A 24,295-nucleotide genomic window follows, 5' to 3' on the forward strand; every position below is an offset into this window, starting at 1 on the left:
ATGAGTGAATACATTGCCCCGCTGCGCGATATGCAGTTCGTCCTGCGCGAGCTGCAACTGCTCGACACGTTGAACCGTCTGCCCGGCCAGGAGGAAATGAACGGCGAGTTGGTGGACGCCATCCTCACCGAAGCCGCGCGCTTCGCCCAGGGTGTGCTGGCGCCGCTGAACGTGATCGGTGATCGCCAGGGTGCCCGCTGGAAGGACGGTGACGTGCACACCGCCGAAGGCTGGCGCGAGGCTTATGGGCAATTCGCCGACAACGGCTGGAACGCCCTCTCCTGCCCGCCCGACTTCGGTGGCCAAGGCGCACCGCGGCTGGTATCAGCGCTGGCGGAGGAAATGTGGAATGCCGCCAACGTCGCCTTCGGCCTGTGCCCGATGCTGACCCGCGGCGCCATCGAAGCCATCGAGCTACGCGGTTCGGATGAACTGAAGCAGACCTGGCTGCCGAAACTGGTGAGCGGCGAATGGACCGGCACCATGAACCTGACCGAGCCCCAGGCCGGCTCCGACCTCGCCGCCGTGCGCACGCGCGCCGAGCCACAGGCGGACGGCAGCTACCGGGTATTCGGGCAGAAGATCTTCATCACTTACGGCGAGCACGACCTCACCGACAACATCGTGCACCTGGTACTGGCTCGCGTGCCCGGTGCGCCGGAGGGCGTGAAGGGTATCTCGCTGTTCGTCGTGCCCAAGGTGCTGCTCAACACCGATGGCAGCCTGGGTGAGCGCAATGACGTGCGCTGCGTGTCCCTCGAGCACAAGCTCGGCATCCACGGCAGCCCCACTGCCGTACTGGCCTTCGGCGACGATGGCGGCGCCACCGGCTGGTTGGTGGGCGAAGAGAATCGCGGGTTGGAGTACATGTTCATCATGATGAACGCAGCGCGCTTTTCCGTTGGCATCGAGGGCATCGGCCTGGCCGAACGCGCCTACCAGCGCGCCGTGGCCTATGCCCGGCAGCGCATCCAGGGCAGCGAGATCGGTGTACCGGGACGGGATAAGGCGGCGATCATCCGCCACCCCGATGTTCGTCGCCTGCTCATGTCCATGCGCTCACGGGTGGAAGCCATGCGCGCGCTGGCCTGTGAAGTGGCACTGGCCACCGATCTGGCCCACGGCCACCCGGATGAAGCCGTGCGCCGCGAGCGGCAGACCTTCGTCGATCTGATGATCCCGGTGATCAAGGGCTGGTGCACTGAAAACGCAGTGGACATCGCCTCCCTCGGCGTACAGGTCCACGGAGGCATGGGCTTCATCGAGGAAACCGGCGCCGCCCAGCACCTGCGCGATGCGCGGATCACACCGATCTATGAAGGCACCACCGGCATCCAGGCCCTCGACCTGATCGGCCGCAAGATCGCCCGCGACCAGGGCGCGGCCGCCTTCGCCCTGATCGCCCGCCTGCGTGAAGCACAGCTGGCGTTACCCGACGAGGACGCGCAACTGGCCGGCATCCGCCATCGCCTCTTCTCCGCGATCAACGCCCTGGATGATGCCGTGCATTTCGTGGTCGCCCATTACAACGATCATGTACGCCAGGTAGCACTGGGTTCGGTACCACTGCTGGAGCTGTTCGGCATCGTCACCGGCGGCTGGCAGCTGGCCCGCTCCGCCCAGGTCGCCCGCGCCCGCCTTGCCGACGGCAGCGGCGACGCCGCTTTCTACCGGGCCAAGCTGCGCACCGCACAGTTCTACGCCGGACACTTCCTCACCCGCGCACCCGGCCTGGCCCAGACCATCATCGACGGCAGCGATGCTGCGCTGGCAATGGAGGACCTCGCCTTCTGACACGGTGTGGCCGCCCGTCCGAAGTCTCGGCGGGCCGCCACGATCCGTAACGCCAAATTTACACCCACCTCCGCTCGCGCCACCTGAGGCAGCAGCAGGCAGCACACCCGGCTCGTGCACGCTTGGCTATTGCAGAGCGTCACGCTTATGCAGGAATGCTCGTTGACAGTCCTGCGCCGCTTCAGTGAGATGGTCTTTCGTTCAGGCAAATGGCATTGCTGGCCGACTGTGTGCGTTGTAGTCCTGCAATGCCGCGATGACGAAACTTTGGCGACCCCGACTCGCTTACGAAAGTTTTCTCGTTTCATCGACACAGGAGATGCCGGCGATGTTGAACCAGGCAGCCCGGAACACCCAGGACGTCGCATTCGACGAGCAGTTCCTCCTCGCCTTCGAAATCCAGGTCCTGCAGAAAGCCCTGCCGGCCTTCGAAGAGGCCTCGCGCTTCGCCCGCGACCGAGGCCTGCGCTGTAGCGTGGAACTGATCACCAACGCTGACGGCCACCCCGAACTCAGCCTTTGTGCCACCCAGCGCGATGACCTGCCGGACAGTTGCTATCGACTGATCGCCGACCCGGCCACCCAGGGCATCGCTCATGAGGAATTCACGGCCGTGAACCGTCGTACACGCCGTCAGGGTGCGCGCCTGGCATCTTTGACCTCGCGGGCACTGGAGCTGCAACTGGAGGCCTTCTTCATGCACGCCTTCGGTATGCGCCTGGACTACAACGTGCTACGCCTGGACTACTCTTACGAGCATGCTTCTGGGCAGTAAGCCCTTTCCGACACCACCGGTCGTCGGTTCGGCCGGTGGCACACCGAGCGTTCCGTCGGACACTTCCTGCAAAGGATGATTTATGGCAACGATGAACGCGCCGAAGTCGCTATTATTCGCGCCCTGTGCGCCACCTCGTGCGTGTTTCCTCGTTGTCGCTTCGCCATGAATGAATTCCTCGTACATTTTCAGGACGGTCACTGCCTGGGCAAGACCGTGCTGCGCTCGTTTTCCCGTCAGATGACCCTCTCCGAGGCGCGTGTGCGTCTGCAGGCCTGCTACCCGCTGCGCGTTCCGCACCTGCTGAACATCCTGCACCTAGCGCCGATGCTGCCGGGCCGCTGATCCGGCCCAACGGGTCGCGGCGCACCACGCTCTGCTATCTGGACGCTCGCACCGGCGCCGCCTGAGCTTCGCCCAGCCCAACCAACGCCTGCCGTGCTGCTTCAGCGGCCTGTACCAGCACCTGGCGCTTCCAACCGTCCTCATCCACGTAGAAGGCATCGCGCAGCTGTCGGCGGATATGCCGGGCCTTTTCCGCCGAGACGCCAGGATTGTTGGCCAACCACTGGTCCGCGCGCAGCGCCTTGAGCACCTTGAGCCCCGGCAACGTGCCGTATTCCAGGGTAATGGCGGTCAGCTCCGCTTGAGGGCACTCGCTGGCGGCGGCAAGGACCATCAGCCCCTTGAGCGGTACCGACACGGATTCACCCTTGTGCGACGAAGTCACCTCGTCGCCCCACCAGCGGCGTGTGCGCGCCAGGGTCTGCGCGTCATCCGCGCCGACGTAGATGCGCTCGCCGTGCCCTTTGGGTCCGAGGCCGGTGTGCAGATCGATCCAGCCGATTCGCGAGCAGTCCTGCCCATGCTGGCGCAGCACCTGGCGCACCGCCCGGTTACTCCAGGTCGGCTGCTCACCGATGTAGAACAGGCCCTTGGGATGGCTGTCCTGGCCGCTGGCAATCGCCGCCTGCAGCTGTTTGCGGCCATGGCGCAGGGCGTAGCGCAACAGGCGCAGATGGCTGGCAAAGGACGGCCAGCGGCGCGGAATCAGGATCGGGTCGAGCGCCGCATAAGCCTGGTTACGCTGGCGCGGCTGGGAAAAGTCGACAAAGTTGCGGTTGAGGTCGACGTTCTCGTGGGTCCAGCGCCGCCACCAGGAGAAGCCGTGCGGATTGGCCGCGTGCAGGTAAAGCACCGCGCAGTCGGCTTTGGCGCAAGTTTCCAGCCAGTCGGGGTCGTTCAGCAGCGCGACCTGCACCGCCGAGCCGCAGAAACCTTCCACCCCATGGCAGCCACTGCTGATGATCAGCAGGTTCTGCGCATCGGCAGGGCCACTGCGCGCCACGTCCAGCGCCAGGGGTTCGCCATCGCGGCCCGGCAGCGGGTGACGGTGGGATTCGACGACCATGCCGGCCGACAGGCAGGCCGCGAGGAATTTGCCACGCGCTTCGGCGTAGCTCTGGGAAAAACAGGCAGACGGATTCATCACCGCTCCGGATGATTGGATTCAAGTCAGGGAGTCAGGGCCCGCCCTGCGGGCCCGTCGAAGAAGATCAGGCGTGGCCGACAGCGCCCGGCAGCGGCGCATCGCTGTGCTCACCGTGTAGCGCCTGGCGGGTGCGCTCGGGGGCGATGATCCGGCAGCCAAGGATGGCGCAGACCACTGTCAGCACTCCGAACAACCCCAGCGCGGTCTCGAAGCCATGGGCGATGTCGCCACCGCGCAACTCGACCAGTTGGCCGACGATCCAGGGCGCGAGCATGCCGGCGCTGGTCATGCCGCCGATATGGATCGCCAGCATCGAACCGCGCTGCGCGCTCGGCGCGATGTAGGCGACCAGGGTGTTGCAGAAGGTCGGCAGGACGTTCACCAGGATCGCGCCCAGGGCGTAGAGCACCAGGATCGCCAGGCGATCGCCGTGCAGCAGGATCAGCGCACAGAAGGCGACGCCAGCGACCGCCGCGCAGAGCATCGGCGGCAGCACCATGGCGCGCTGTACCGAGGCGCCGCGCTTCATCGCCCGCTGGGACAGCGTCGAGAGCAGCAGGTTGGCGAGGATCACCCCGACCGTCACCACCATGACCGTGTAGCCCGACTGCATGGGCGTCATGCCCTGGCCCTTCTGCAGGTACACCGGCACCCAGCTGTACACCAGCGCGGTAGGCAGGTAGCTGAGGAAGCCCATGAGGGTGATCCAGATGAAACTGCGGTTGAGCAGCAGGCGACTGTACGGCAGGCGCAGCGACGAACCCGGCCCCTCCTCCTCGGTCTGCTGTCCTTCACGACCGAAGATCAGCCAGACGACCAGCCAGACCAGCCCGAGCAGCGCCAGCAGGAAGTACGCGGTGCGCCAGCCGAAATGCTGGATCGCCAGCGGCAGGCTCAGTGCGCCGAGTACCGCGCCGAGCATGATCGACACCTGGATCAGTGCCGAGGGCAGCACCCGCTCCTTCGGGCCGAACCACTTGAAGCAGGCGTGCTGGGTGACCGCCGTGCCCGGCCCGGTGCCGGCGCCCAGCAACAGGCGCCCGGCCACCAATGCCGCGAAGCCGCTGGACAGCGCCACCAGCAGTTGCGAGGCCATCCACACCACCGACATGCCGGCGAGAATCCAGCGGGTCGGGAAGCGGTTGGCGAGGAAGCCCACCAGGACGCCGGAGATCGAATAGAGGAAGAAGAATGCGCTACCGATGAAGCCGAACTCGGTCGGCGAAAGCTTCAGCTCGTCGATGATCTGCGCGCCGGCGAAGGCGAAGATGGTCTTGTCCAGCACACTGATGACCATCACCAGCATCAGCAGCACGAGGACTACGGTGCGCTGTTTCATGCCTGTTCCCCTTTCGACAGCGAAGTCTCCACCAGCCGCACCCAGAGCGCCGCGCCGAAGGGAATGGCGCCGTCGTTGAAGTCGTAGCCGGGGTTGTGGACCATGCAGCCGCTGGGACCGCTGTTGCCATTGCCCAGGGCGATGTAGCAGCCGGGGCGGCGCTCCAGCATCCAGGCGAAATCCTCGCTACCGAGGAAGCCCGAAGGGATCTCGGACAGCAGGCGCTGCGGGCCGACCAACTCGGTCAACACCTGGCGTGCGAGGCGGGTTTCTTCCGGCGTATTGACCAGCACCGGCACCAGCTCCTCGTATTCGTATTGCAATTGCATGCCGTGCACGGCAGCGACGCCACGGGTGATTTCGCCGATGCGTTGCTTGAGCAGCTCGCGCACCTCGGGCTTGGTGGCGCGCACGCTCAGGCGCAGGTCGGCGTGGTCGGGAATGACGTTGGCTGCCTCCCCCGCCTTGAGCATGCCCACAGTCACAACGGCCACCTCAGTGGACGGCACGTTGCGCGCGACGATGCTTTGCAGCGCCAGCACCAGTTCGGCGGCGGCGACTATCGGGTCCCTGGTCAGGTGCGGCATGGCGCCATGGCCGCCGACGCCGATCAGGCGGATCGACACGCGGTCCGACGATGCGGTCAGCGCGCCCTCGCGGGTCAGGAAGCAGCCCACCGGCAGGCCCGGCGCATTGTGCAACGCGTACACCGCATCGCACGGGAAGCGCTCGAACAGGCCGTCGTCCATCATCGCCACGGCGCCGCCCAGGGTTTCCTCGGCGGGCTGGAAGATCAGGTTGAGGGTGCCGTCGAAGCGGCGCTGCTCGGCCAGGTCGCGGGCGGCGCAAAGCAGGATCGCGGTGTGGCCGTCGTGCCCGCAAGCGTGCATGCGGCCCGCGTGCTGGCTGGCGTAGGGCACGCCGCTGGCTTCGTCGATGGGCAGCGCGTCCATGTCGGCGCGGATGCCGATGCTGCGCGCGCTCTCGCCCTGGCGCAGCACGCCAACCACGCCGGTGCCGCCGACGCCTTCATGGACTTCATAGCCCCACTCGCGCAGGTAGCCGGCGACGATGGCGCTGGTGCGCGCTTCCTCGAAGCCCAGTTCGGGGTGCTGGTGAAGGTCCCGGCGAATCCGCGCGAAGTCGTCCTGGGATTGATGCAGTCTATCTAGTGTGGGGTGCTGACTCATGCCGCATCCTGCTCATTGTTCTGATGTGGCCGGCAGGATGCCCCACGCGCGCGCCGCTGAATAATGACCTTCGCGCATGCTTATCAAGGCTGGTTATCGACGCACGATCCTGGCCGAATCACTCGGCCTTGCGCAGGTGTGGGCCCTTGAAGGCGTAGACCAGCTCGTCCACCAGGGTCTGCGCCTCGCGGGTCATCAGCTCCGGCGGCCGGCAAACCAGGGAGATGTCGGTGCCCGGCACGGTCTCGGCGATGTCCAGCGCCTCCAGAGTGCCGGCAATGATCGGCAGGTCGAACACCCGCCGCGACCAGAAGCTCACCGCGTCGGTATTGGCCGCCAGCTCCGCGTAGAGCACCACCGAGGCGCACTCGATGACGCGCTCGGGGTGGCGTACCTGGTACTGCTCGAACATCTGCCCGGCGAGGGAGACGTCCAGCGAATCGGGCACCAGCCATTCCTCATCGAGCAGCTCGTGCAGCGAGCGTGCGTGGCGCAGCGGATGGCCCTTGCGCACCGCCAGCGTGGTGGGCTGGGCGTAGAGTTCCTGCCAATGGAAGCCATCGACATTGCGCGAAGACGGTTGCGAGGTCAGCACCAGGTCCAGTTGGCCTTCGCGCAGGCCTTCGAGCAGCTTGGCCGGGCGCAGTTCGTTGATCTGCAATTGCACCTTGGGGTAGCGCTTGCGGTAACGCAGCAGGCTCGCAGCAAACTGCTGGCTCGGCGTAACCGGTGACACACCGATGGCCACGCGGCCGTCCATGGCGCCCTTGAGCGTCTCGATCTCATCCCGCGCGCGGCGCACTTCCTCCACCACCAGGCGTGCGCGGCGCACCAGGCGCTCGCCGTATTCGGTGGCGGTGATGCCACGGTTGGAGCGCACCAGCAACGGCACGCCCAGCTCGGCCTCCAGCTCCTTGATGCTCTTGGACAGGGCGGGCTGGGAGATGTGCAGCAGGCGCGAAGCTTCCTGGATGCTGCCGCTCTCGCAGATGGCGACGATGGCGCGGAGTTGATGCAACTTCATGGAGTGGTCGTCGGCTCGGCTTCGGTAACAGGTCGGACCATAAAGCAAAATCGAGGCCGGCGTGGGTAACGGTTGGTAAACGGGAGCGGACTGGTGGGTCGCGGGGGGGGGGGGNNGGGGGGGGGGGGGGGGGGGCCCGTAGGAGCGAGCTTGCTCGCGAACGGATTCCCCGGCGGCTCCGGTGCTGGGCGGTTTCGCGAGCAAGCTCGCTCCTACGAAGAGCCGAGAACCGTGCAGCGATCTCCGGACGAAAAAAAGCGGCCCGAAGGCCGCTGAAAAACACAAGGAGCGCCGGTGAGCGCCAGTCAAACCTGCCGTCAGCGGATGCCGGTGGCGCGCAAGGCGTTGGGGGTGAAGTCGTTGCTGCTGGCCTTCACCGCAAAGTCGTAGCTGCTCTTCTCCTCGTTGCGCAGGCCGGACACCGTGTAGCGGCCGGACAGCACGTCGTAGTGGGTCTCCGCCGTCAGCCAGGTGAACTGCTGGTCGTAGAACGGCCGCGCATGGCCTTCGGACACTCGCCAGAGGCTGCCACGGCCGTCATAGGCGTCAGCCTCGGCGATCTGCCAGCTGTCCTCGTCGATGTACAGGTCACGCTTGCTGTAGATGTGCCGCTGGCCCGGCTTCAGGGTCGCCACCACGTGCCACACGCGGTGCAGTTCGTAGCGGGTGTGGTCCGGGTTGAGGTGGCCGGGCTTGACGATGTCGTCGTATTTCAGCGTCGGCGAGTCGAGCGCGAAGCTGTTGTAGGGGATGTAAATCTCCTTCTTGCCCACCAGCTTCCAGTCGTAGCGATCCGGCGCGCCGTTGAACATGTCGAAGTCGTCGTAGGTACGCATGCCTTCCGCACCGGGGCTGTCGTAGCCCACCTGCGGAGCGCGGCGCACGCGGCGCTGGCCGGCGTTGTACATCCAGGCCATGCGCGGTTCCTTGACCTGGTCGATGGTCTCCAGCACCAGCATCACGCTGCCCGCGCGACGCGGCGGCGAGAGGATCTCCTGGCGGAAGTAGTAGAGGATGTTGTCCATCTTCGCCGCGTCGTAGTCTTTGAGCCCGAACGGGAAGGCGAACTGCTCCTTCATGTAGCTGATGGTGTAGGCGCCATTGGCCTGCGGGTTCATCTGCGCGGTGGTGCGCAGCATCGCGTTGCCACGGTAGCGGGTGACATGGTTCCAGATCACTTCCAGGCCGTTCTGCGGGATCGGGAACGGGATGGTCATGCTGAAGTGGGTCAGCCCGTTGCCGCCTTCGGCCAGCGAGGTGGCGGTGGCATTCTTCTTCGTCGCGTCGATCACCGCCTGCGGGTAGCTGGCGCTGCGGTGGCTGGGGTAGACCGGGATGCGGTAGGTCTCGGGGAAACGCTGGAACATCGCCAGCTGCCCCGGTGTGAGCTTGTCCTGGTACTGGCTGGCGTTCTGCGCAGTGATGGTGAACAGCGGCTTGTCCGCGGCGAACGGGTCGGCGAGGAAGCCACCGGCGTCGGCCTTGCCGGCGTTCGGCGCCAGGCCGCCGGTCCAGGCCGGGATGCTGCCATCGGCGTTGCCCGCCTTCTCGGCGCCAATCGGCGTGAGTTCATTACCCAGGCGCGCGGCCTGGTCGGCGCCGACCGCCGCCATGACCTGCCCGGCGAGCAGGCTCAGCGTCAGGCAGCCGGCCTGCAACCATTGCTTGTTGTTCATGCTTTTACCTCTGGCTCTATGACGGGAGCGGGTGGGCATCAGAAGCTGACGCCCATGCTGACGGCGAGGAAGTCGCGGTCGGTGTTGACGTTGTAATCACCGCCGAAGTAGTCGGTGTAACTGACGCTGGCGGTGTAGCGGCTCAGGTACTCGGCATCGACGCCGACGCTGACCGACTTGTCGCCCTCGTTGAAGGTCGGGCCGTAGCCTTGCACGTCGTGGGCGAACGCCAGGTTCGGGCGCAGCGAGACGCCGCCGATCAGGTCGTTGTATTCCAGGCCTGCGCGCACGCGGTAACCCCAGGAGTTCTGGGTATAGAAGCCCTTGTCGTCGCATTGGCCGGGGTTGGCGGTGTTCACCACCTTCTGGCAGATCGCGTTGCCCGACAGCCCCAGCAGGGCCGAGGTGCCAGCGCTGGCCAACTCGCCGTTGCCGTACACGCTGCTGCGGCCGAAGCGCAGGTCGGAGCCGTCGGTGGAGCCGAGGTCGGCGATATGGCCGAAGCCGATTTCGCCGACCAGCGTCAGGCGTTCCGCGGCGATCACCGGGATCTGATCGAACGTGTTGGTGAAGGTCATCTGCGCCTGGGTATAGGGCAGGCGCTTGTAACCCTGGATCAGCGAGCCGTAGCTCGAATCCGCCCAGCCGCTGGAGAAGATCGGCAAGCCACCGTTGACCAGCGGGCTGGTCGCCGCCGAACCCAGGGTCGCGGCACCGGAAACGTCGCTGGAGTTGATGCCCAGCGGCATGTTCGGCCGGTAGCTGATCTCGCCCTGCACCGCGGTGCTGCCCCAGGTGGTGTTGAAGCCCAGGCCGTAGAGGCGGATGTCTTCGGGGTAATCCAGGTACCAGCGCGCGGTACTGACGCCGCCCTGCCCGATCAGGCCGCCCACCGGGTCGGCCAGCGCGCCCTTGCCCACCACCCAGTTACTGGTCGGCACGCGGCTGTGGTAGTTCATCGCGTAGGCGGAGAACTCCGTGTCGTTATACATCCAGCGCAACGCCACACCGAACTGGCCGCCATCGCGGGCGTCGTTATCCTTGCCACGCGGCACGTAGCCGTAGCCGCCACGGATGCCGGTGCCGTCGATGTCACGGTCGAAGTCGCTGCCGTTCACCGCCATGTTGATGTCGCAGCCCTTGGCCGCCACGTCGCTGCCGAAGAAGGTGCCGCAGTTGTCCGGCACGGTCTTCTCCCACTCCAGTTGGTAGAAGGCCTCCATGGACAGGGTGTCGGTGAGCCCCTGGTTGAAATACAGCATGCTCACCGGGATCAGCGCTTCCTTCACCTCGGAGCCTGGGCGGCGCAGCGCGGCGACGTCAGCCGGGTTGATCGAGTTGATGCCGTTCTGGATGAAGGTGCTCTCGCCCCAGCTCACCACCTGGCGGCCCACCCGCACGGTGCCCGGCAGGTCGTGCAGTTCGTAGTTGTGGTAGAGGAAGGCATCGAGCAGCTCGGCCCCGGAGGACTGCGCGGCCGTGTCGCGGCCGCTGTCGTCGATGTCGTAGAGCGGGCGGTGCTCGTCCTTCAGTTCGAAGTCGTACCAGTACTTGCCACGCAGGAACAGGCCGCTGTCGCCGTACTTCAGCTCCAGGTCGTGCAGGCCCTTGAATATCTTCGAGAAGGTTTCGCCGCGCTTGAAGTTCAGCCGGCCGTCATCGGAAGTCTGGCTGGACGCTGTGCCGCCGTTGCGGGTGCCGATGAATTGCTTGTCCGGGCTGTCCATCGCCCAGCTCGCGCCGATGGACAGCGTCGAGTCGAAGCGACCCTCGATTTCCCCCACATTGAAGCTCACTGCCTGAGCCGAAGATGCCCCGCCAAGGGCCATGCTGGTAGCCAGCGCCAGCGCGTGCGGCTTGAAGCCTGCGGCGCCGGTTATTGTTTTTTTCATGCTGCTCTCCGCCTGGATCGTGCTGGTCACGGCAAGCCGTGCCACCCCTGCTCCGCGGCACGCTGGCCGGGAGGCGAGCGCATGGTAAGAGCGCTGTCACAACGCTGACTTCTGAAAAAAAGTGATGCCCATAGCCAGAATGAAAACGCCGGCACCTCGCGGCACGCGCGGCGTTGCGGGTGCCGCTCTACGGGTGATAACCGACGGCTATCGCGATACCCAGGATTCAGCCGACCGCACCCGCGCATTGCCCTAAAGTCCGCCGCCATCAGCGACTCCCCGACGATGAGGTGGACCATGAAGATTGCGTTGACCGGCGACAGCATCCTGCAGCGCCGCCTGAACAGCCGCGAAGACGAAACCCTGCGCCCGCTGTTCGACCTGCTGCGCGGCGCCGACGTCAGCTTCACCAACCTGGAAGTGCTGCCCAACGACTTCCAGGGCGACGCCGTGCTGGAAAGCGGTGGCTCGCACTTCGGCGCGCCGTCGTGGGTCCTCGATGAGCTGGTGGACGGTGGCATCGACCTGTTCTCCACCGCCAACAACCACAGCCTGGACTACGGCATCGCCGGCCTGCAGGCCGCCCACGCGCAGCTGGAAAAGCGCGAGCTACTGTTCGCCGGCACCGGCCGCAACCTGGAAGAAGCCCGCCGCCCGGTGTACTGCACCAAGCCTGCCGGCACCGTCTCGCTGCTGGCCTGCACCTCCACGTTCGGCAAGGGTCAGGAAGCCAGCGAGCAGACCCGCGACATGCCCGGCCGCCCCGGCCTCAACCCGCTGCGCTACGACAGCGTGCACCAGCTCGACGGCGCGCAGATGGAAGCCATGCGCGGCATCATCGCCAGCCTCGGCCTGGACCGCCTGTACCAGGGCGCGGTGGACCTGGGCTTCGCCCACCCGATCCCCGATCCGTCGCTGGCGGTGTTCGGCCCCTTCACTCCGCTGCTGTTCCGCCAGGGCGACAGCTCGCGCCTGCGCACCCTGCCGCGCAAGAAGGACATGGACGACATCCTGCGCTGGGTCGAGGAAGCGCGGACGCTGTCCGACGTGGTGGTGCTGAGCATCCACGCCCACGAACTGGGCCACGACGCGAAGGGCGAGTGGGACCTGGAAGTGGCTGCCGAATTCATCCAGCCGGTGGCGCGGCGCATGATCGATGCCGGCGTCGACATCGTGGTCGGCCACGGCCCGCACCTGCTGCGCGGCATGGAGATCTACAACGGCAAGCCGATCTTCTACAGCCTGGGCAACTTCATCGGCCAGAACGAGCTGGTGGAACGCCTGCCGGCGGACAGCTACGAGCAGTTCCGCGTGGACCGCAACCAGACGCCGTCGAAGGTGTTCCTGCAACGCACCCAGAACGACACCCGCAGCTTCCCCTCCGATGCGCGTTTCTGGGAAAGCCTGGTACCGGTCTGCCAGTTCGACGGCCGCCGCCTCACCGGCATCGAGCTGCACCCGGTGAGCCTGGGCCTGGGCGAAGCGGTACACCGCCGTGGCCGCCCTCGCCTGGCCGAAGGTGAGCACGCCCAGGCGATCCTGCAGCGCTTCGCCGCACTGTCGGAGCCCTACGGTACTCGGCTGTCGATGGACGGCTCGATTGCGCGCGTACAACTTTGATCGGACCACCTGCGTGCCGAGTGGGGCGAGCCCCCAGCGCAGCCGCTGATTGGCGCGTCTGATCCTGCCGGGCCGAGGGGCACGCCCTGGCTGCCCCTGCCCGGGCCTGCGGTACGTCATCAAGCAGGTTGCCATTATCGGCGAGGACATAGACAACGCACTGGTGCTCGGCCTGCCACTGAAAGTGACCTTCTGAGACAAATTGATACAGTAACCCTATGATTAATAGGACTTTCCCTATACAAATAGGGCGCCAGCACTCCTAAACTGGCCTGTCACCCTGCGGGGCCACCTGCAGGACGTTGACACCGGTTATATGGAGCTACACATGCCCGGTTGGTATGAAATCAAGGAACTCAGCAGCGGCAACCGTCGCGTTCTTCTCAAGAACACCGCCCACGGTACCCTGCTGGAAACTCTGGCCTACCCGACACAGGAGGCAGCCGAGCAGGCCATCAACAGCCTCCGCAGCTCCTGTGCGGCCGTCGAGCGCTACAAGCGCCAGATGTCCCCCGGCGGCAAGAATTTCTTCGTGATCCGCGACAACACCGGTGCAGAACTGCTGACCAGCAAGCTGTACGACTCCGAGGCCACACGTGAGCAGGCGATTGCAACGATCGCCCAGGCGGGCCTCAGCACCGAGCTGCGCAAGCACGCTTGAGTGACGAGTGAATGAAAGAGCCCCGCGCAAGGCGGGGCTCTTTTGTGGGCGTTCGCTGGAGCGCCGGCGTTCCCGGTGGCGGGCCACGCCCGCGATCGTGCGCATGGGGCGCTCCTGCAGGATGGCTCCGACTCTTGCCTGAACGGCGCTTGATCTTGCAGCAGCGAACCTGCTCGCAAACGTATTGCACCGGGCAGCCCATCGTGAATCGGGGGTTGCGAGCAAGCTCGCGCCTACGCAAAAGCGTTCAGTTGCCGGCGCTGGCCAGCAACCGCCGAGCGCGCCCCAACACCGGGGCGTCGACCATCTGCCCGTCGACCTGGAAGGCCGCCGCGCCACTCTCGGCCGCAGCCACCACACGGCGCGCCCAGTCCACTTCGTCGGCACTGGGGGCCAGCGCCGCGTGGGCCACGCTTACCTGCTTGGGATGAATGCACAGCGCGCCGAGCAAGCCGAGGTCGCGGCCATGGCGAATGGTCGCGGCGAAGCCTTCGGCGTCGTCGAAGGCCGGGAACACGGTATCCAGCGGCGGTTGCAGGTCGTTCACCCGCGAATGCAGCAGCAGGCTCAGGCGCACCTGGTCATAGACCACCGCCGCGGCCGAGGTGCCGCTGCTCATGCCGATGTCCAGCGCCAGGTCGAGGCCGCCGAAAGTCAGGCGTTCCACGCCCTCGCAGGCGGCGATTTCGCCCAGCGCGAGCAGGCCACGGGCGCTCTCGATCAGCGGCCACACCGGTTTGCCGCAGGAGGCGGCGATACGCACCTGCATGGCGCGCTCGGCCTTGGGCAGCAGGATGCCGATGACGCCCGGCAGGCGCCGGCACAGGTCGAGATCGGCCGCCTGTTCGGGATCGCCAGCGGCGTTCACCCGTACCCGCACGCGGGCTTCCGGGTTGGCATCGAGGAAGGCTTGCAGATTGTCGCGGGCCTGGGCCTTGAGTGACGCCTCGACGGCGTCCTCGAAGTCGACGATCACCGCATCGGCACCGCTGGCCAAAGCCTTGGCGAAGCGCTCCGGGCGGCTGCCGGGGACGAACAGCGCGGTTCGTACGATGGAATCCACCGGGATTTCCTGAGTCATGGAGCTCTCCTGAGTCATACCGCGCCCTGCTCGTGCAGGCGCTGGATATCACCGGCGGTATACCCCAGTTCCTGCAGCAGGTCATCCGTTTGTTCACCCAGCGCCGGCACGCCATCCATGCGTGGCGCATAGGCGTTGCTGTTCACTGGTGGCAGCAGCGCGGGCAGGCGGCCGGCCGGGCTGTCGATCTCACGCCAGCGGTCGCGCGCGGCCAGCTGCGGGTGCTGCCAGAGGCTGCGCATATCGTTGACATGGGCGTTGGCGATCTGCGCCTGCTCCAGGCGCTCGACCACCTGCTCGGCGGCCAGGCCGGAGAACGCCTCGACGATCAGCGCGCGCAGGGCATCGCGGTTGGCCACGCGCAGGCTGGTGGCGGTGAAGCGGGCATCGGCCGCCAGCTCAGGGCGCTGCAACACGACCTCGCAGAACAGCTTCCATTCGCGCTCGTTCTGCACGCCAAGCATGACGCTGCCGCCATCGCCGGTGGGGAACGGCCCATAGGGATAGATGGTGGCATGGGCGGCGCCAGCGCGCGGCGGCTGCGACTGGCCTTCGAAGGCGTAGTACATCGGGAAGCCCATCCACTCGGCCATGCTTTCGAGCATCGACACCTCGACGCGGCTGCCCTCCCCTGTACGGCCGCGCAGCAGCAGCGCCGAGAGGATGCCGCTGTAGGCGTACATGCCGGCGGAGATGTCGGCGATGGAGCAGCCGGCCTTGGCCATCTCGTCGGCGCCCGGCCCGCCGGTCACCGAGAGAAAGCCGCTCTCGCTCTGGATCAGCAGGTCGTAGGCCTTCTTCTGCTCGTAGGGGCCGCCTTCGCCGTAGCCGGAGATATCGCAGACGATCAGCCGTGGGAAGCGTTCGTGCAGCGCGTCGAACGACAGGCCCAGACGCGCGGCGGCGCCCGGTGCGAGGTTCTGCACCAGCACGTCGGCGGTTTCCAGCAGTTGCTCCAGCACGGCCTGCGCCGGTTCCTGTTTGAGGTCCAGGGCCAGGCTTTCCTTGGAACGGTTGGTCCAGACGAAGTGCGAGGCCAGGCCACGCACACGCTCGTCGTAGCCACGGGCGAAGTCGCCGACGCCGGGGCGTTCGATCTTGATCACGCGGGCGCCGAGATCGGCCAGCTGGCGGGTGCAGAACGGCGCGGCGATGGCGTGTTCCAGGCTGACGACGGTGATGCCGTCGAGGGGACGCGAACTCATGGGCAACTCCAGACGCCGGCCGGCTGGCCGACGCGCATTCTTCAGGAAAATCGGGCGGTGGGACCGGGCAGCTGCGCCGCCCGGAGCACGCTCAGTGCAAATCGACGTCAGTGAAAGGCGCCGAGGTCCGGCAGCTCATGCAGGCGCCAGCTGGCCTGCACCAGACGGTCCGCTTCGGCCGCGCTGCGCTGACCGGCGAAGGCCAGCAGGCGGCGGAACTTGTCCTCCAGCTCGGCGCGGCTCAGGCCGTTGCCCGGATCGCCCTTGGGCTCGTCGATGGCGCCGTGCAGCTGGCGGCCATCGGTGGTGAGCACGTCGACGCGGCCGAGCCAGCGCCGCGGGTAGGCGCCGTCCACTTCTGCATCGAGCTGCATGCTGACCTTTTCGCGGAAGGCCGCGACCTCGGCATCGCCCAGGGAGAATTCCTCGAACTCCACCAGCCCGGCCTTGCCGTGCACGGCGATCAGGCCCAGCACGGTGCCCATGGAGAACTTCGCCTGGTGCACGGTCTGCGGCACGACTACGCGGCCGAGCACGTCGATCGCACCCTGGTGCACGCGGGTGGTGACCTTGGCGATGTCGCCATGGCTGAGCCCTTCGCGCTGCATCAGGCCCAGCAGCGCATCGGCGGCAGGATGGGTGTGGCGGCAGGAAGCGTGGAACTTGTAGGAGGTCTCGCAGAGCGCCCAGCGGGTGCCCAGGCCGTCCACCAGACGGCTCGGGTCGGCGTCGCTGGACATGCCGGCGGCCATGCCCTGCTCGCCTTCGAGGATGTTCTGCGCGCCGGTCAGGCCATCGGCCGTCAGGTAGGCGGCGAGCAGGCCGTCAGCGGCGGCTTTCGCAGTGTGCAGCTGCTTGGAGTCGGCGGCGTCGCGGAGGAACTCCCAGAGCCCGGCGGCCTGGGTGCCAGCGCTGCCCAGGCAGTTGACGAACTGCCGGCTGTCCAGGCCCAGCAATTTGCCCACGGCCACTGCGGCGGCCAGGGTGCCGACCGTGGCGGTGGTGTGGAAGATGCGGTAGTGCGAGCGGCCGAGGAACTCGCCGATGCGGATGCCGGCTTCGTAGCCGGCGACGCTGGCGAGGATCAGTTCGCGGCCGGACTTGCCCAGTTCCTGCGCGGCTGCCAGGGCCGCCGGGAACACCACGGTGGCCGGGTGCAGCACGGAGCTGTTGTGCAGGTCGTCCTGCTCCACCAGGTGCGAGCTGGCAGCGTTGACCAGCGCGGCGAAGTACGCGGAAGTCGAGGTGCCGTCTACCAGCACGCGGCTCTTGCCGCTGGCCGGGCCCATGCGCTGGGCGTAGCGCTGGAACAGCGGGATCGGGTGGCGGTTCTGGCTGGCCAGCGCCGAGCCGAGCCAGTCGAGGAACAGCTCCTCGGTGTACTCGACCACGGAGGTGGGCAGGTCTTCGTAACGCAGGCCGGCAAGGAATTCCGCAAGGGCGTGGGTATTGTTCATTGTTTTTCTCGTCCCGGCTTAGAAGGAGCGCGGCAGTTCGAGCAGGTGCTCGGCCACGTACGACAGGATCAGGTTGGTGGAAATCGGCGCCACCTGGTACAGACGGGTCTCGCGGAACTTGCGCTCGACGTCGTATTCGTTGGCGAAGCCGAAGCCGCCGTGGGTCTGCAGGCAAGCGTTGGCGGCTTCCCAGCTGGCCTTGGCCGCGAGGTACTTGGCCATGTTGGCGGCGGCACCGGCGTTCTTGCCGCTGTCGTATTCCTCGCAGGCGCGCCAGCGCATCAGGTCGGCGGCCTCGATCTCGATATGGGCCTCGGCGATAGGGAACTGTACGCCCTGGTTCTGCCCGATCGGGCGGCCGAACACCACGCGGTCGCGGGCGTACTGGGCGGACTTCTCGGTGAACCAGCGGCCGTCGCCGATGCACTCGGCGGCGATCAGCGTGCGCTCGGCGTTGAGGCCGTCGAGGATGTACTTGAAGCCCTTGCCCTCTTCGCCGATCAGGTTGCCGGCGGGGATTTCCAGGTTGTCGAAGAACAGCTCGTTGGTCTCGTGGTTGACCATGTTGGCAATGGGCTGCACGGTCAGGCCGTTGCCGGTGGCTTCGCGCAGGTCGACGAGGAAGATCGACATGCCCTCGGACTTCTTCTTCACCTCGGCCAGCGGCGTGGTGCGCGCCAGCAGGATCATCAGGTCGGAATGCTGGATGCGCGAGATCCAGACCTTCTGGCCGTTGATCACGTACTTGTCGCCCTTACGCACGGCGGTGGTCTTGATCTTGGTGGTGTCGGTGCCCGTGGTCGGCTCGGTGACGCCCATCGACTGCAGGCGCAGATCGCCGCTGGCGAGCTTGGGCAGGTAGTAGGCCTTCTGCTCGGCGCTGCCGTTCCGCAGCAGGGTGAACATGTTGTACATCTGCCCGTGGATGGTCCCGGAGTTGCCGCCGCAGCGGTTCACTTCCTCGAGGATCACCGAGGCCTCGGCCAGGCCCAGGCCCGAGCCGCCGTATTCTTCCGGGATCATCGCGGAAAGCCAGCCAGCTTCGGTCATGGCGCGGACGAAGTCCTCGGGGAAGCCTTTCTCTTCGTCAATCTTGCGCCAGTATTCGGCGGGGAACTCCGCGCACAGGGCGCGCACGCCTTCACGGATAGCCTGGAGCTCTTCGGGGGAGGAAGTCATCGAATCACCTTTCTTGTTTCTTGTTGGAGGCACCGTCAAAGGACGGCGCAGTCAGTAGACGGTGCAAGTCGAATTCCACTTCGCCGCGCTGGGCGATACCCGCGCCATTGCCGGCCCAGACTTCGGCCGTGCCGGGGCCGCTCAGGCGGCCGCCGACTTCGAACGGCTCGGGGCTGATCAACGGGCGCAGGCCGCGATAGGCGTAGCGGCGCAGGCGTGCCTGGGGGTTGGCGCGACAGAAGGCACGCAGGTTCAGGGTGCCGATCAGCGGGCCGTGTACCACCAGGCCGGGGTAGCCCTCGGTCTCGGTGACGTAGGGCCAGTCGTAATGGATGCGGTGGCCGTTGAAGGTCAGCGCGGAGTAGCGGAACAGCAGGATCGGCGATGGCACCACGGCCTCGCTCCAGTCGCCGGCTGGCAGCGCTTCACCGCTGGAGAGTTTGGGCGGGCTGGGTTCGCGGTAGACGATGTCCTGTTCTTCGCTGAACGCCAGGCGGCCGTCCTGCTGGAAGTCATGACGCAGGGTGACGAACAGCAGCGAGCCGGTGCGGCCGCGCTTTTCCTCGACCTTGAGGATGGTGGTGGTGCGCTTCGCCACGCCGCCGACGCGCAGCGGCTCGTGGAATTCCAGGCGGCCACCGGCCCACATGCGGTTGCGCCCATCGGCCGGCGGCAGGAAGCCGCCACGCGCCGGGTGGCCATCCTCGCCCAGGCCCGGCTCGGTCACTTCATCCTGGAAGAACATCCAGTGCCACAGCGGCGGCAGCGCCTCGCCGGCAGCCGGGGCGTCTTCCTCCAGGGTCACGGCCAGGCGGCGCACCAGCAGGGTGCTCAGTTCTTCCTCGCGCTCCTGGGAGCGGCCGATCCAGTCGGCGTAGGGCGAATCGCTCATGTCTGATCTCTTGTCGGGATGGCGGAGTGGACGAGACGGAGCATGCAACAGGGCTTGCGTTCGTCGAATCCACTTTTTCATAATCCAGCGTTAAGCAATGCTTAACGCCATTTCCACACTGACAGCCTAGCGGGGCTCTGCTCATCGCTTCGCGGAGATACGCCACATGCACTTCGACCTGGCCGACCTGCGGCTTTTCGCGCACATTGCCGAAGCCCCCAGCCTGACCCAGGGCGCGCGCCGCGCCCATCTCTCGGCAGCGGCCGCCAGCGCACGGATCAAGGCGCTGGAAGGCCAGCTCGACTGCCGCCTGCTCTACCGCGACAACCGTGGCGTCGAGCTGACCCCCGCCGGCCAGCGCCTGTTGCAGCACGCGCGGCTGATCCTGCGCCAGGTGGATCACCTGAAAAGCGACTTCAGCGGCCAGGCCGGCGACCAGGTCGGGCACATCCGCATCTTCGCCAACACCACGGCGGTCACCGAATTCCTCCCCGAGCTGCTGGCAAACTTCCTCGCCGAGCGCCCCGGCGTCAGCGTCGACCTGCAGGAGCGGCTGAACCGCGACATCGTCCGCGCGATCATCGACGGCTCGGCGGACCTGGGCATCGTCGCCGGCCCGGTGCGCGCCGAAGGTCTGCAGATCATCCACTTCAGCACCGACCGACTGGTGCTCGCCGTGACGCCGGATCACCCCCTGTGCGCCCTGCCCCGGCTGACCCTGGCCGACACACTGGATTACCCGCACATCGCCCTGCATGAAGGCAGCACCTTGCAGAGCTTCCTGCGCGAACGGGTTGAGCGCATGGGCGGCGACCTCAACCTGCGTATCCAGGTGGCCAGCTTCGAGGCCATCTGCCGGATGGTCGAGGCCGGCGTCGGCATCGGCGTGATCCCGGAGACGGCCGCCATCCGCCACAGCCGCACCATGAGCCTGCGCATACTGCCGCTGGACGAGCCCTGGGTGGTGCGCGAACGCAGCGTGCTGCTGCGCGACCGCGAGGCTCTGCCCGCCTGCGCCCGTGCGCTGGTGGACCTGCTGCGCGGGCTGCAGGACACCGGTTCATCCGAGCAGCCCCAGTGACTTGGCGCGGACGATGGCCTGGGTGCGGCGGCGCACGCCGAGCTTGACGTTGATCTTCTTGGCGTGGGTTTTCACGGTGTTGAGCGAGATGAACAGGCTGTTGCCGATTTCCTGGTTCGACAGTCCCTCGGCCAGCAGGCGCAGCACGGCTACTTCCCGCACAGTGAGGCCGTGGGCGCCGTCCTCGGCTTCGCCGCTGGACGTCGGCAGCAGACTGGGCAAGCGCTCCGGTGCGATGTCGACCCGCAGACTTTGCAGGGCATGCTCGGCCTCGCTCGCCAGCGCCTGATAACCCAAGGCCTGGCATTCTTCGCGCAACCCCGACAGACGCGCCCGTGCGGCATCGCTCCGGCCACAACCGGCCTCGGCCAGCGCCAGCAGGTAACGCACGCGCTGCGGCAGGGATGGCGTATGCAATGGCGCAACCCGTTCCGGGCGCTGCTCCAGTTCGGCGTCCAGCAACGTCGTCTCGTGGTGCAGACGCAGCCATTGCCCCTGGCGTGCCAGCAGTCGCAACTTGAAGCTTTCCAGTGGCAGCCGATAGCAGTCGGGCTGCACCTTCCAGCAGTGCATGCGGCGTTCGGCCTCCTCGCTGAAACGCTGGGCGCAAGCCGCATCACCGCTGCGCGAGGCGGCTTCGCCGAGGCCCAGCAGGCCATGGAGGATATAAGGGTCGGCGCAGGAGCGCGCCAGGCCCAGGCCACTTTCCAGTGCCGCCGTGGCAGCCATGGCATCGCCCTGCAGGAGCAGCAGCTCGCCATTGAGGAAGGCCAGGCGCCCGCGCAGCAATTCGTGCCCTTCTCCACTGGCCGGCAGACGCTCACAGCAGGCCTCCAGCAGGCTGCGGGCCTGCTCGCGCTCGCCCGCCAACAGGCACAGGCGCACGCGGTCGCAATCGATCAGCACTTCGCTGGCCAGGCAGCCCTGGCGGCGCGCCAGCTCCAGCGCGGCCTGGAGGATACGTCGCGCCTGCGGCAGCGCACCGGTGGCCATGTCCAGGCGCGCCAGGGTAGTCAGGCACAGCAGGGTCGAACGCCAGTCGCGCGGTTCCAGGTCGCAGAGAGCCGCGTCGCAGTATTCGCGGGCCTGTTCGAGGCGGCCGTGCATGCCGTCCAGCGCGCCGCGCAGGGCCAGCCAGTTGGCCAGCAGGCGTCGGTTGCGCGGCGCCTGGGGTTGCGGCAGGAAGTTGCCCAGGCGTTCGATGCACTGGCGCGCTTCGTCCAGACGCCAGCTGAACAGCAGCGCGCGGGCACTCAGGCTGATCAGCCGCGGGGTGCTCTCCAGCAAGGTCGCCGGCAGCCGCTCGCGCCATTCCAGCAGCAGGCCGAGGTGGCGGCCGCTGAACAGCCAGTCCATGTCCAGGCGGTCCATGTAGCCGGCGGCGACCTCCGGCTGACCGGCTTCCAGGGCCATCTCGATGGCTTCGTCCAGCCAGCCGGCCTGGCCCAGCACGCCACAGGCGCGCAGGCGCAGACGAGTGAGCGCCGGGCCTTGCAGATGGCACTGCAAGGCCTTGGCCACCAGCGGCGGCAGGCGGAAGCAGCTGGCTTCGGCATCCAGGGCGAGGAAGAAACCCTGGCCCTGTTGCAGGCGGTCGAAGATCGCGCCGCCCTGCTCTTCCCAGAGGCTGGCGCAGATTTCCCGGTTGAAGCGCGGCAGGTAAGCCAGGCCGCAGAGCACGGCGCCGGTCTCGGCATCCAGACGGCCGAGCAGCTCCTGCGACAGGTAAGTGCGCAGCCAGGAAGCCACTTCCCCCGGCGCATGCACGCCGTCGCGCGCACTCAGTACCAGCCGCGCTCCGGCGCACCAGCCCTGGGTCGCAGCCCACAGGCGTTCGCGGCATTCAGTGTCATAGCCCTGGGCGAGCGCCAGCACATCGCACTCTTCGCGGCTGAATGCCAGGCGCGCGGCGCCCAGCTCGCAGAGGCGTTCGTCCAGCAGCAGGCGCGAGAGGTTCCAGGCCGGCCGCTGGCGGCAGCTGACCATCAGGTACAGCGGCGCCTCGGCCAGGCCGAGCAGGCGCTGCAGCCAGGCGTCCAGTTCCGGGGCAGCGGCTTGTGGGTAGTCATCCAGCACCAGCCACAAGGGCTGACGGCGCAGTTGCAGGGCCAGCAGCACGCTGGCCGGATCGGCGTCGAGCAGGCCCAGCTGGCGGGCGATCTGGGTGCAGCAGGCGCTCAGTGCCAGGGGCTGCCCGGCGAAGTCCAGCCAGATGCGTGCACAGCTCGACGGCAAGCGCTCCAGCACGGCGCGGGCCAGTGCGCTCTTGCCATAACCGGCCGGGGCACACAGCAGGCTCAGGCGCCGGGGCGACTCCAGCAGGGTTTGCAGCAGCGGTTCGCGGGGCAGTTGCAGGGCGACCGGCGTGGAGGCGGCAATGGCGGGGAAACTGGACATGGCGACACCCGTTATCGTTGTAGTTCGTGCTGCGTCGGGTGCCAGAAGATCATTGCGGGGCGAGGCGGGACAATCGGTCGTTCGGACTAGCCGCAGGACTAGCCCTGACCCGGCGCCGCGAGAGTCGCGGCGCCGGGCGTTTCAGGCAGAACGGATCAGCGGATACCGGCGTTGCGCAGGGCCGCGGGGGTGAAGTCGCTCATGCTCGGCTGCGCGCTGTAGTCGATGCCACGCCGCGACTCGTTGATCATCGCCATGGCCAGGTAGCGCCCGGCGATCAGGTCGTTCAGGGCGTTCACCGCGTACAGCGCCGTGCCTTGCTGGTATTCGTTCACCGCGAAGCCTTCGCCTACGCGCCACAGCTGACCACGGCCGTCGTAGGCCTCGGACTCGACGGCCTGCCAGGTGTCCTCGTCAAAGTAGAAGTGACGCGTGGCGTAGATGTGCCGCTGGTTCGGCTTCAGGGTGGCGACCACTTCCCACACCCGGTGCAGTTCATAGCGGGTCAGGTCGGGGTTGACGTGGCCGGCCTGGAGTATGTCGGCGTACTTGAGCTTGGGCGACCACAGCCGGTAGTTGTTGTAGGGGATGTACATCTCCTTCTTGCCCACCAGCTTCCAGTCGTAGCGGTCCGGCGCGCCGTTGTACATGTCCGAATCATCGGAGGTGCGCATGCCGTCGGCGGCGGTGCCGGGGCCGTCATAGGCCACCTGCGGGGCACGACGGACGCGACGCTGGCCGGCGTTGTAGACCCAGGCCAGGCGGGGTTCCTTGACCTGGTCGATGGTCTCGTGAACGAGCAGCACGTTGCCGGCCAGGCGCGACGGCGCGGTGACACGTTGCTTGTAGAAGAACAGGACGTTCTCGGTCTGCTTCGGATCGGCGTCCTTGAGCAGCTGCGGGTAGCCCAGGTCTTCCTCGAACTCCACTGCGGTGAACGAGCCATTGGTTTGCGGCGTGGCCTGGGCGCTCAGGCGGCGCTGGTTGGGGCCGCGATAACGGGTGAGGTGGTTCCAGACGACTTCCACGCCGTTCTTCGGAATCGGGAAGGCATAGTTGCGCCCCTGGAAGTTGGCCAGGCCATTGCCGCCGTCCACTTCCTCGGTATGCAGCGCGCTGGTCTTGGCGGCGTCATAGATCGCCTGCGGGCTGGCCGCGGTGCGGCGGGTGACGTACACCGGAATGCGGTAGCTGTCCGGATAGCGCTTGAACATGGCCAACTGGCCGTTGCTCAGCTTGTCCTTGTACTTTTCCGCCGTGGCGGCGGTGATCACGAACAGGGGCTTGTCGTCCGGGAACGGATCACCGAGGAAGCCATTCTCCACCTTGGCCGCGCCCGGCTTCAGGCCGCCATCCCAGGCCGGGATGCTGCCGTCGGCATTGCCGGCCTTCTCGCCACCCAGCGGCGTCAGGCTGGCCCCCAGCTTGGCGGCCTCGTCAGGCGACACCGCGGCGTGTACCGAACCTGCCAGAAGACTCAGGCCGAGGATGGTGCCCTTCATCAAACTCATCATGTGCATGCTGTTCTCCAGTTCTTGCG

Annotated in this window: 18 protein-coding genes and 1 pseudogene; 6 read left to right on the plus strand and 13 right to left on the minus strand. The window is 66.9% G+C overall.

The window, feature by feature from the left end:
* The 3 genes from CTR55_RS03750 (at nt 1) to CTR55_RS03760 (ending at nt 2,914) form a co-directional block, all read left to right on the plus strand.
* The gene (locus tag CTR55_RS03750; protein ID WP_296284209.1) at nt 1–1,794 is read left to right on the plus strand and encodes an acyl-CoA dehydrogenase; all 1,794 of its coding nucleotides are present in this window, start codon (nt 1–3) and stop codon (nt 1,792–1,794) included.
* 328 nt (nt 1,795–2,122) lie between these two features.
* On the plus strand, nt 2,123–2,569 hold the full coding sequence (locus tag CTR55_RS03755; protein WP_296284210.1) for a hypothetical protein: 447 nt from the start codon (nt 2,123–2,125) through the stop codon (nt 2,567–2,569).
* Between the two features lie 165 nt (nt 2,570–2,734).
* The gene (locus CTR55_RS03760; protein WP_296284211.1) at nt 2,735–2,914 is read left to right on the plus strand and encodes a hypothetical protein; all 180 of its coding nucleotides are present in this window, start codon (nt 2,735–2,737) and stop codon (nt 2,912–2,914) included.
* A 34-nt stretch (nt 2,915–2,948) separates the two neighbouring features.
* Here the strand turns inward: CTR55_RS03760 and CTR55_RS03765 are convergent, their stop codons facing one another.
* The 6 genes from CTR55_RS03765 to CTR55_RS03790 form a co-directional block, all read right to left on the minus strand.
* Nucleotides 2,949–4,058: a M14 family metallopeptidase gene (locus CTR55_RS03765; protein WP_296284212.1), complete on the minus strand. Its 1,110-nt coding sequence runs from the start codon at nt 4,056–4,058 to the stop codon at nt 2,949–2,951.
* Nucleotides 4,059–4,125: 67 nt separating this feature from the next.
* Nucleotides 4,126–5,400, minus strand: coding sequence for an MFS transporter (locus CTR55_RS03770; protein WP_296284213.1), 1,275 nt, complete (start codon nt 5,398–5,400; stop codon nt 4,126–4,128).
* A complete protein-coding gene (locus CTR55_RS03775) occupies nt 5,397–6,590 on the minus strand; it encodes a M20 aminoacylase family protein (RefSeq protein ID WP_296284214.1) in 1,194 nt (397 codons plus the stop codon). The genes CTR55_RS03770 and CTR55_RS03775 overlap by 4 nt, the downstream gene beginning before the upstream one ends.
* 118 nt (nt 6,591–6,708) lie before the next feature.
* On the minus strand, nt 6,709–7,614 hold the full coding sequence (locus CTR55_RS03780; RefSeq protein ID WP_296284215.1) for a LysR substrate-binding domain-containing protein: 906 nt from the start codon (nt 7,612–7,614) through the stop codon (nt 6,709–6,711).
* 317 nt (nt 7,615–7,931) lie between these two features.
* A complete protein-coding gene (locus CTR55_RS03785) occupies nt 7,932–9,290 on the minus strand; it encodes a DUF1329 domain-containing protein (RefSeq protein ID WP_296284216.1) in 1,359 nt (452 codons plus the stop codon).
* Nucleotides 9,291–9,328: 38 nt separating this feature from the next.
* Complete coding sequence (locus CTR55_RS03790) at nt 9,329–11,182, minus strand: DUF1302 domain-containing protein (RefSeq protein WP_296284217.1); 1,854 nt, start codon at nt 11,180–11,182, stop codon at nt 9,329–9,331.
* A 297-nt stretch (nt 11,183–11,479) separates the two neighbouring features.
* On the opposite strand from CTR55_RS03790, the gene CTR55_RS03795 reads away from it, so the two are divergent.
* Together CTR55_RS03795 and CTR55_RS03800 are read left to right on the plus strand one after the other, a co-directional pair.
* Nucleotides 11,480–12,802: a CapA family protein gene (locus CTR55_RS03795; RefSeq protein WP_296284218.1), complete on the plus strand. Its 1,323-nt coding sequence runs from the start codon at nt 11,480–11,482 to the stop codon at nt 12,800–12,802.
* Nucleotides 12,803–13,130: 328 nt separating this feature from the next.
* A complete protein-coding gene (locus tag CTR55_RS03800) occupies nt 13,131–13,463 on the plus strand; it encodes a hypothetical protein (protein WP_192432696.1) in 333 nt (110 codons plus the stop codon).
* Nucleotides 13,464–13,710: 247 nt separating this feature from the next.
* Here the strand turns inward: CTR55_RS03800 and CTR55_RS03805 are convergent, their stop codons facing one another.
* From CTR55_RS03805 to CTR55_RS03825, 5 genes and pseudogenes are all read right to left on the minus strand, one after another.
* Nucleotides 13,711–14,544 (minus strand): CoA ester lyase, encoded by an 834-nt coding sequence (locus CTR55_RS03805; protein WP_296284219.1) that lies wholly within the window; start codon nt 14,542–14,544, stop codon nt 13,711–13,713.
* A gap of 14 nt (nt 14,545–14,558) precedes the next feature.
* On the minus strand, nt 14,559–15,749 hold the full coding sequence (locus CTR55_RS03810) for a CaiB/BaiF CoA-transferase family protein (protein WP_296284220.1): 1,191 nt from the start codon (nt 15,747–15,749) through the stop codon (nt 14,559–14,561).
* Nucleotides 15,750–15,856: 107 nt separating this feature from the next.
* Nucleotides 15,857–17,206 carry an MmgE/PrpD family protein gene (locus CTR55_RS03815; protein WP_296284221.1) on the minus strand — a complete coding sequence of 450 codons (1,350 nt, stop codon included), beginning with the start codon at nt 17,204–17,206 and terminating at the stop codon, nt 15,857–15,859.
* Nucleotides 17,207–17,224: 18 nt separating this feature from the next.
* Nucleotides 17,225–18,385, minus strand: a complete 1,161-nt coding sequence (locus CTR55_RS03820; RefSeq protein ID WP_296284222.1) for an acyl-CoA dehydrogenase family protein — start codon at nt 18,383–18,385, stop codon at nt 17,225–17,227.
* Nucleotides 18,386–18,452: 67 nt separating this feature from the next.
* Nucleotides 18,453–19,277 (minus strand): annotated as a pseudogene (locus CTR55_RS03825) (MaoC family dehydratase N-terminal domain-containing protein); the annotation flags it as partial.
* Between the two features lie 166 nt (nt 19,278–19,443).
* On the opposite strand from CTR55_RS03825, the gene CTR55_RS03830 reads away from it, so the two are divergent.
* Nucleotides 19,444–20,358 carry a LysR substrate-binding domain-containing protein gene (locus tag CTR55_RS03830; protein ID WP_296284223.1) on the plus strand — a complete coding sequence of 305 codons (915 nt, stop codon included), beginning with the start codon at nt 19,444–19,446 and terminating at the stop codon, nt 20,356–20,358.
* Here CTR55_RS03830 and CTR55_RS03835 read toward each other — a convergent pair.
* Nucleotides 20,338–22,755, minus strand: a complete 2,418-nt coding sequence (locus CTR55_RS03835) for a LuxR C-terminal-related transcriptional regulator (protein ID WP_296284224.1) — start codon at nt 22,753–22,755, stop codon at nt 20,338–20,340. The two genes, CTR55_RS03830 and CTR55_RS03835, sit on opposite strands and share 21 nt — an antisense overlap.
* Nucleotides 22,756–22,910: 155 nt before the next feature.
* Nucleotides 22,911–24,275 carry a DUF1329 domain-containing protein gene (locus CTR55_RS03840; RefSeq protein ID WP_296284225.1) on the minus strand — a complete coding sequence of 455 codons (1,365 nt, stop codon included), beginning with the start codon at nt 24,273–24,275 and terminating at the stop codon, nt 22,911–22,913.
* Nucleotides 24,276–24,295: the final 20 nt, after the last annotated feature.

Origin of the sequence: Pseudomonas sp., assembly GCF_002796985.1 — a bacterium.
In the GTDB taxonomy this organism is placed as follows: domain Bacteria; phylum Pseudomonadota; class Gammaproteobacteria; order Pseudomonadales; family Pseudomonadaceae; genus Pseudomonas.

Coding starts and splice junctions, on each gene's coding strand:
- CTR55_RS03750 (WP_296284209.1), top strand. CDS start 1: ATGAGTGAATACATTGCCCCGCTGCGCGATATGCAGTTCGTCCTGCGC.
- CTR55_RS03755 (WP_296284210.1), top strand. CDS start 2,123: ATGTTGAACCAGGCAGCCCGGAACACCCAGGACGTCGCATTCGACGAG.
- CTR55_RS03760 (WP_296284211.1), top strand. CDS start 2,735: ATGAATGAATTCCTCGTACATTTTCAGGACGGTCACTGCCTGGGCAAG.
- CTR55_RS03765 (WP_296284212.1), bottom strand. CDS start 4,058: ATGAATCCGTCTGCCTGTTTTTCCCAGAGCTACGCCGAAGCGCGTGGC.
- CTR55_RS03770 (WP_296284213.1), bottom strand. CDS start 5,400: ATGAAACAGCGCACCGTAGTCCTCGTGCTGCTGATGCTGGTGATGGTC.
- CTR55_RS03775 (WP_296284214.1), bottom strand. CDS start 6,590: ATGAGTCAGCACCCCACACTAGATAGACTGCATCAATCCCAGGACGAC.
- CTR55_RS03780 (WP_296284215.1), bottom strand. CDS start 7,614: ATGAAGTTGCATCAACTCCGCGCCATCGTCGCCATCTGCGAGAGCGGC.
- CTR55_RS03785 (WP_296284216.1), bottom strand. CDS start 9,290: ATGAACAACAAGCAATGGTTGCAGGCCGGCTGCCTGACGCTGAGCCTG.
- CTR55_RS03790 (WP_296284217.1), bottom strand. CDS start 11,182: ATGAAAAAAACAATAACCGGCGCCGCAGGCTTCAAGCCGCACGCGCTG.
- CTR55_RS03795 (WP_296284218.1), top strand. CDS start 11,480: ATGAAGATTGCGTTGACCGGCGACAGCATCCTGCAGCGCCGCCTGAAC.
- CTR55_RS03800 (WP_192432696.1), top strand. CDS start 13,131: ATGCCCGGTTGGTATGAAATCAAGGAACTCAGCAGCGGCAACCGTCGC.
- CTR55_RS03805 (WP_296284219.1), bottom strand. CDS start 14,544: ATGACTCAGGAAATCCCGGTGGATTCCATCGTACGAACCGCGCTGTTC.
- CTR55_RS03810 (WP_296284220.1), bottom strand. CDS start 15,749: ATGAGTTCGCGTCCCCTCGACGGCATCACCGTCGTCAGCCTGGAACAC.
- CTR55_RS03815 (WP_296284221.1), bottom strand. CDS start 17,206: ATGAACAATACCCACGCCCTTGCGGAATTCCTTGCCGGCCTGCGTTAC.
- CTR55_RS03820 (WP_296284222.1), bottom strand. CDS start 18,385: ATGACTTCCTCCCCCGAAGAGCTCCAGGCTATCCGTGAAGGCGTGCGC.
- CTR55_RS03830 (WP_296284223.1), top strand. CDS start 19,444: ATGCACTTCGACCTGGCCGACCTGCGGCTTTTCGCGCACATTGCCGAA.
- CTR55_RS03835 (WP_296284224.1), bottom strand. CDS start 22,755: ATGTCCAGTTTCCCCGCCATTGCCGCCTCCACGCCGGTCGCCCTGCAA.
- CTR55_RS03840 (WP_296284225.1), bottom strand. CDS start 24,275: ATGCACATGATGAGTTTGATGAAGGGCACCATCCTCGGCCTGAGTCTT.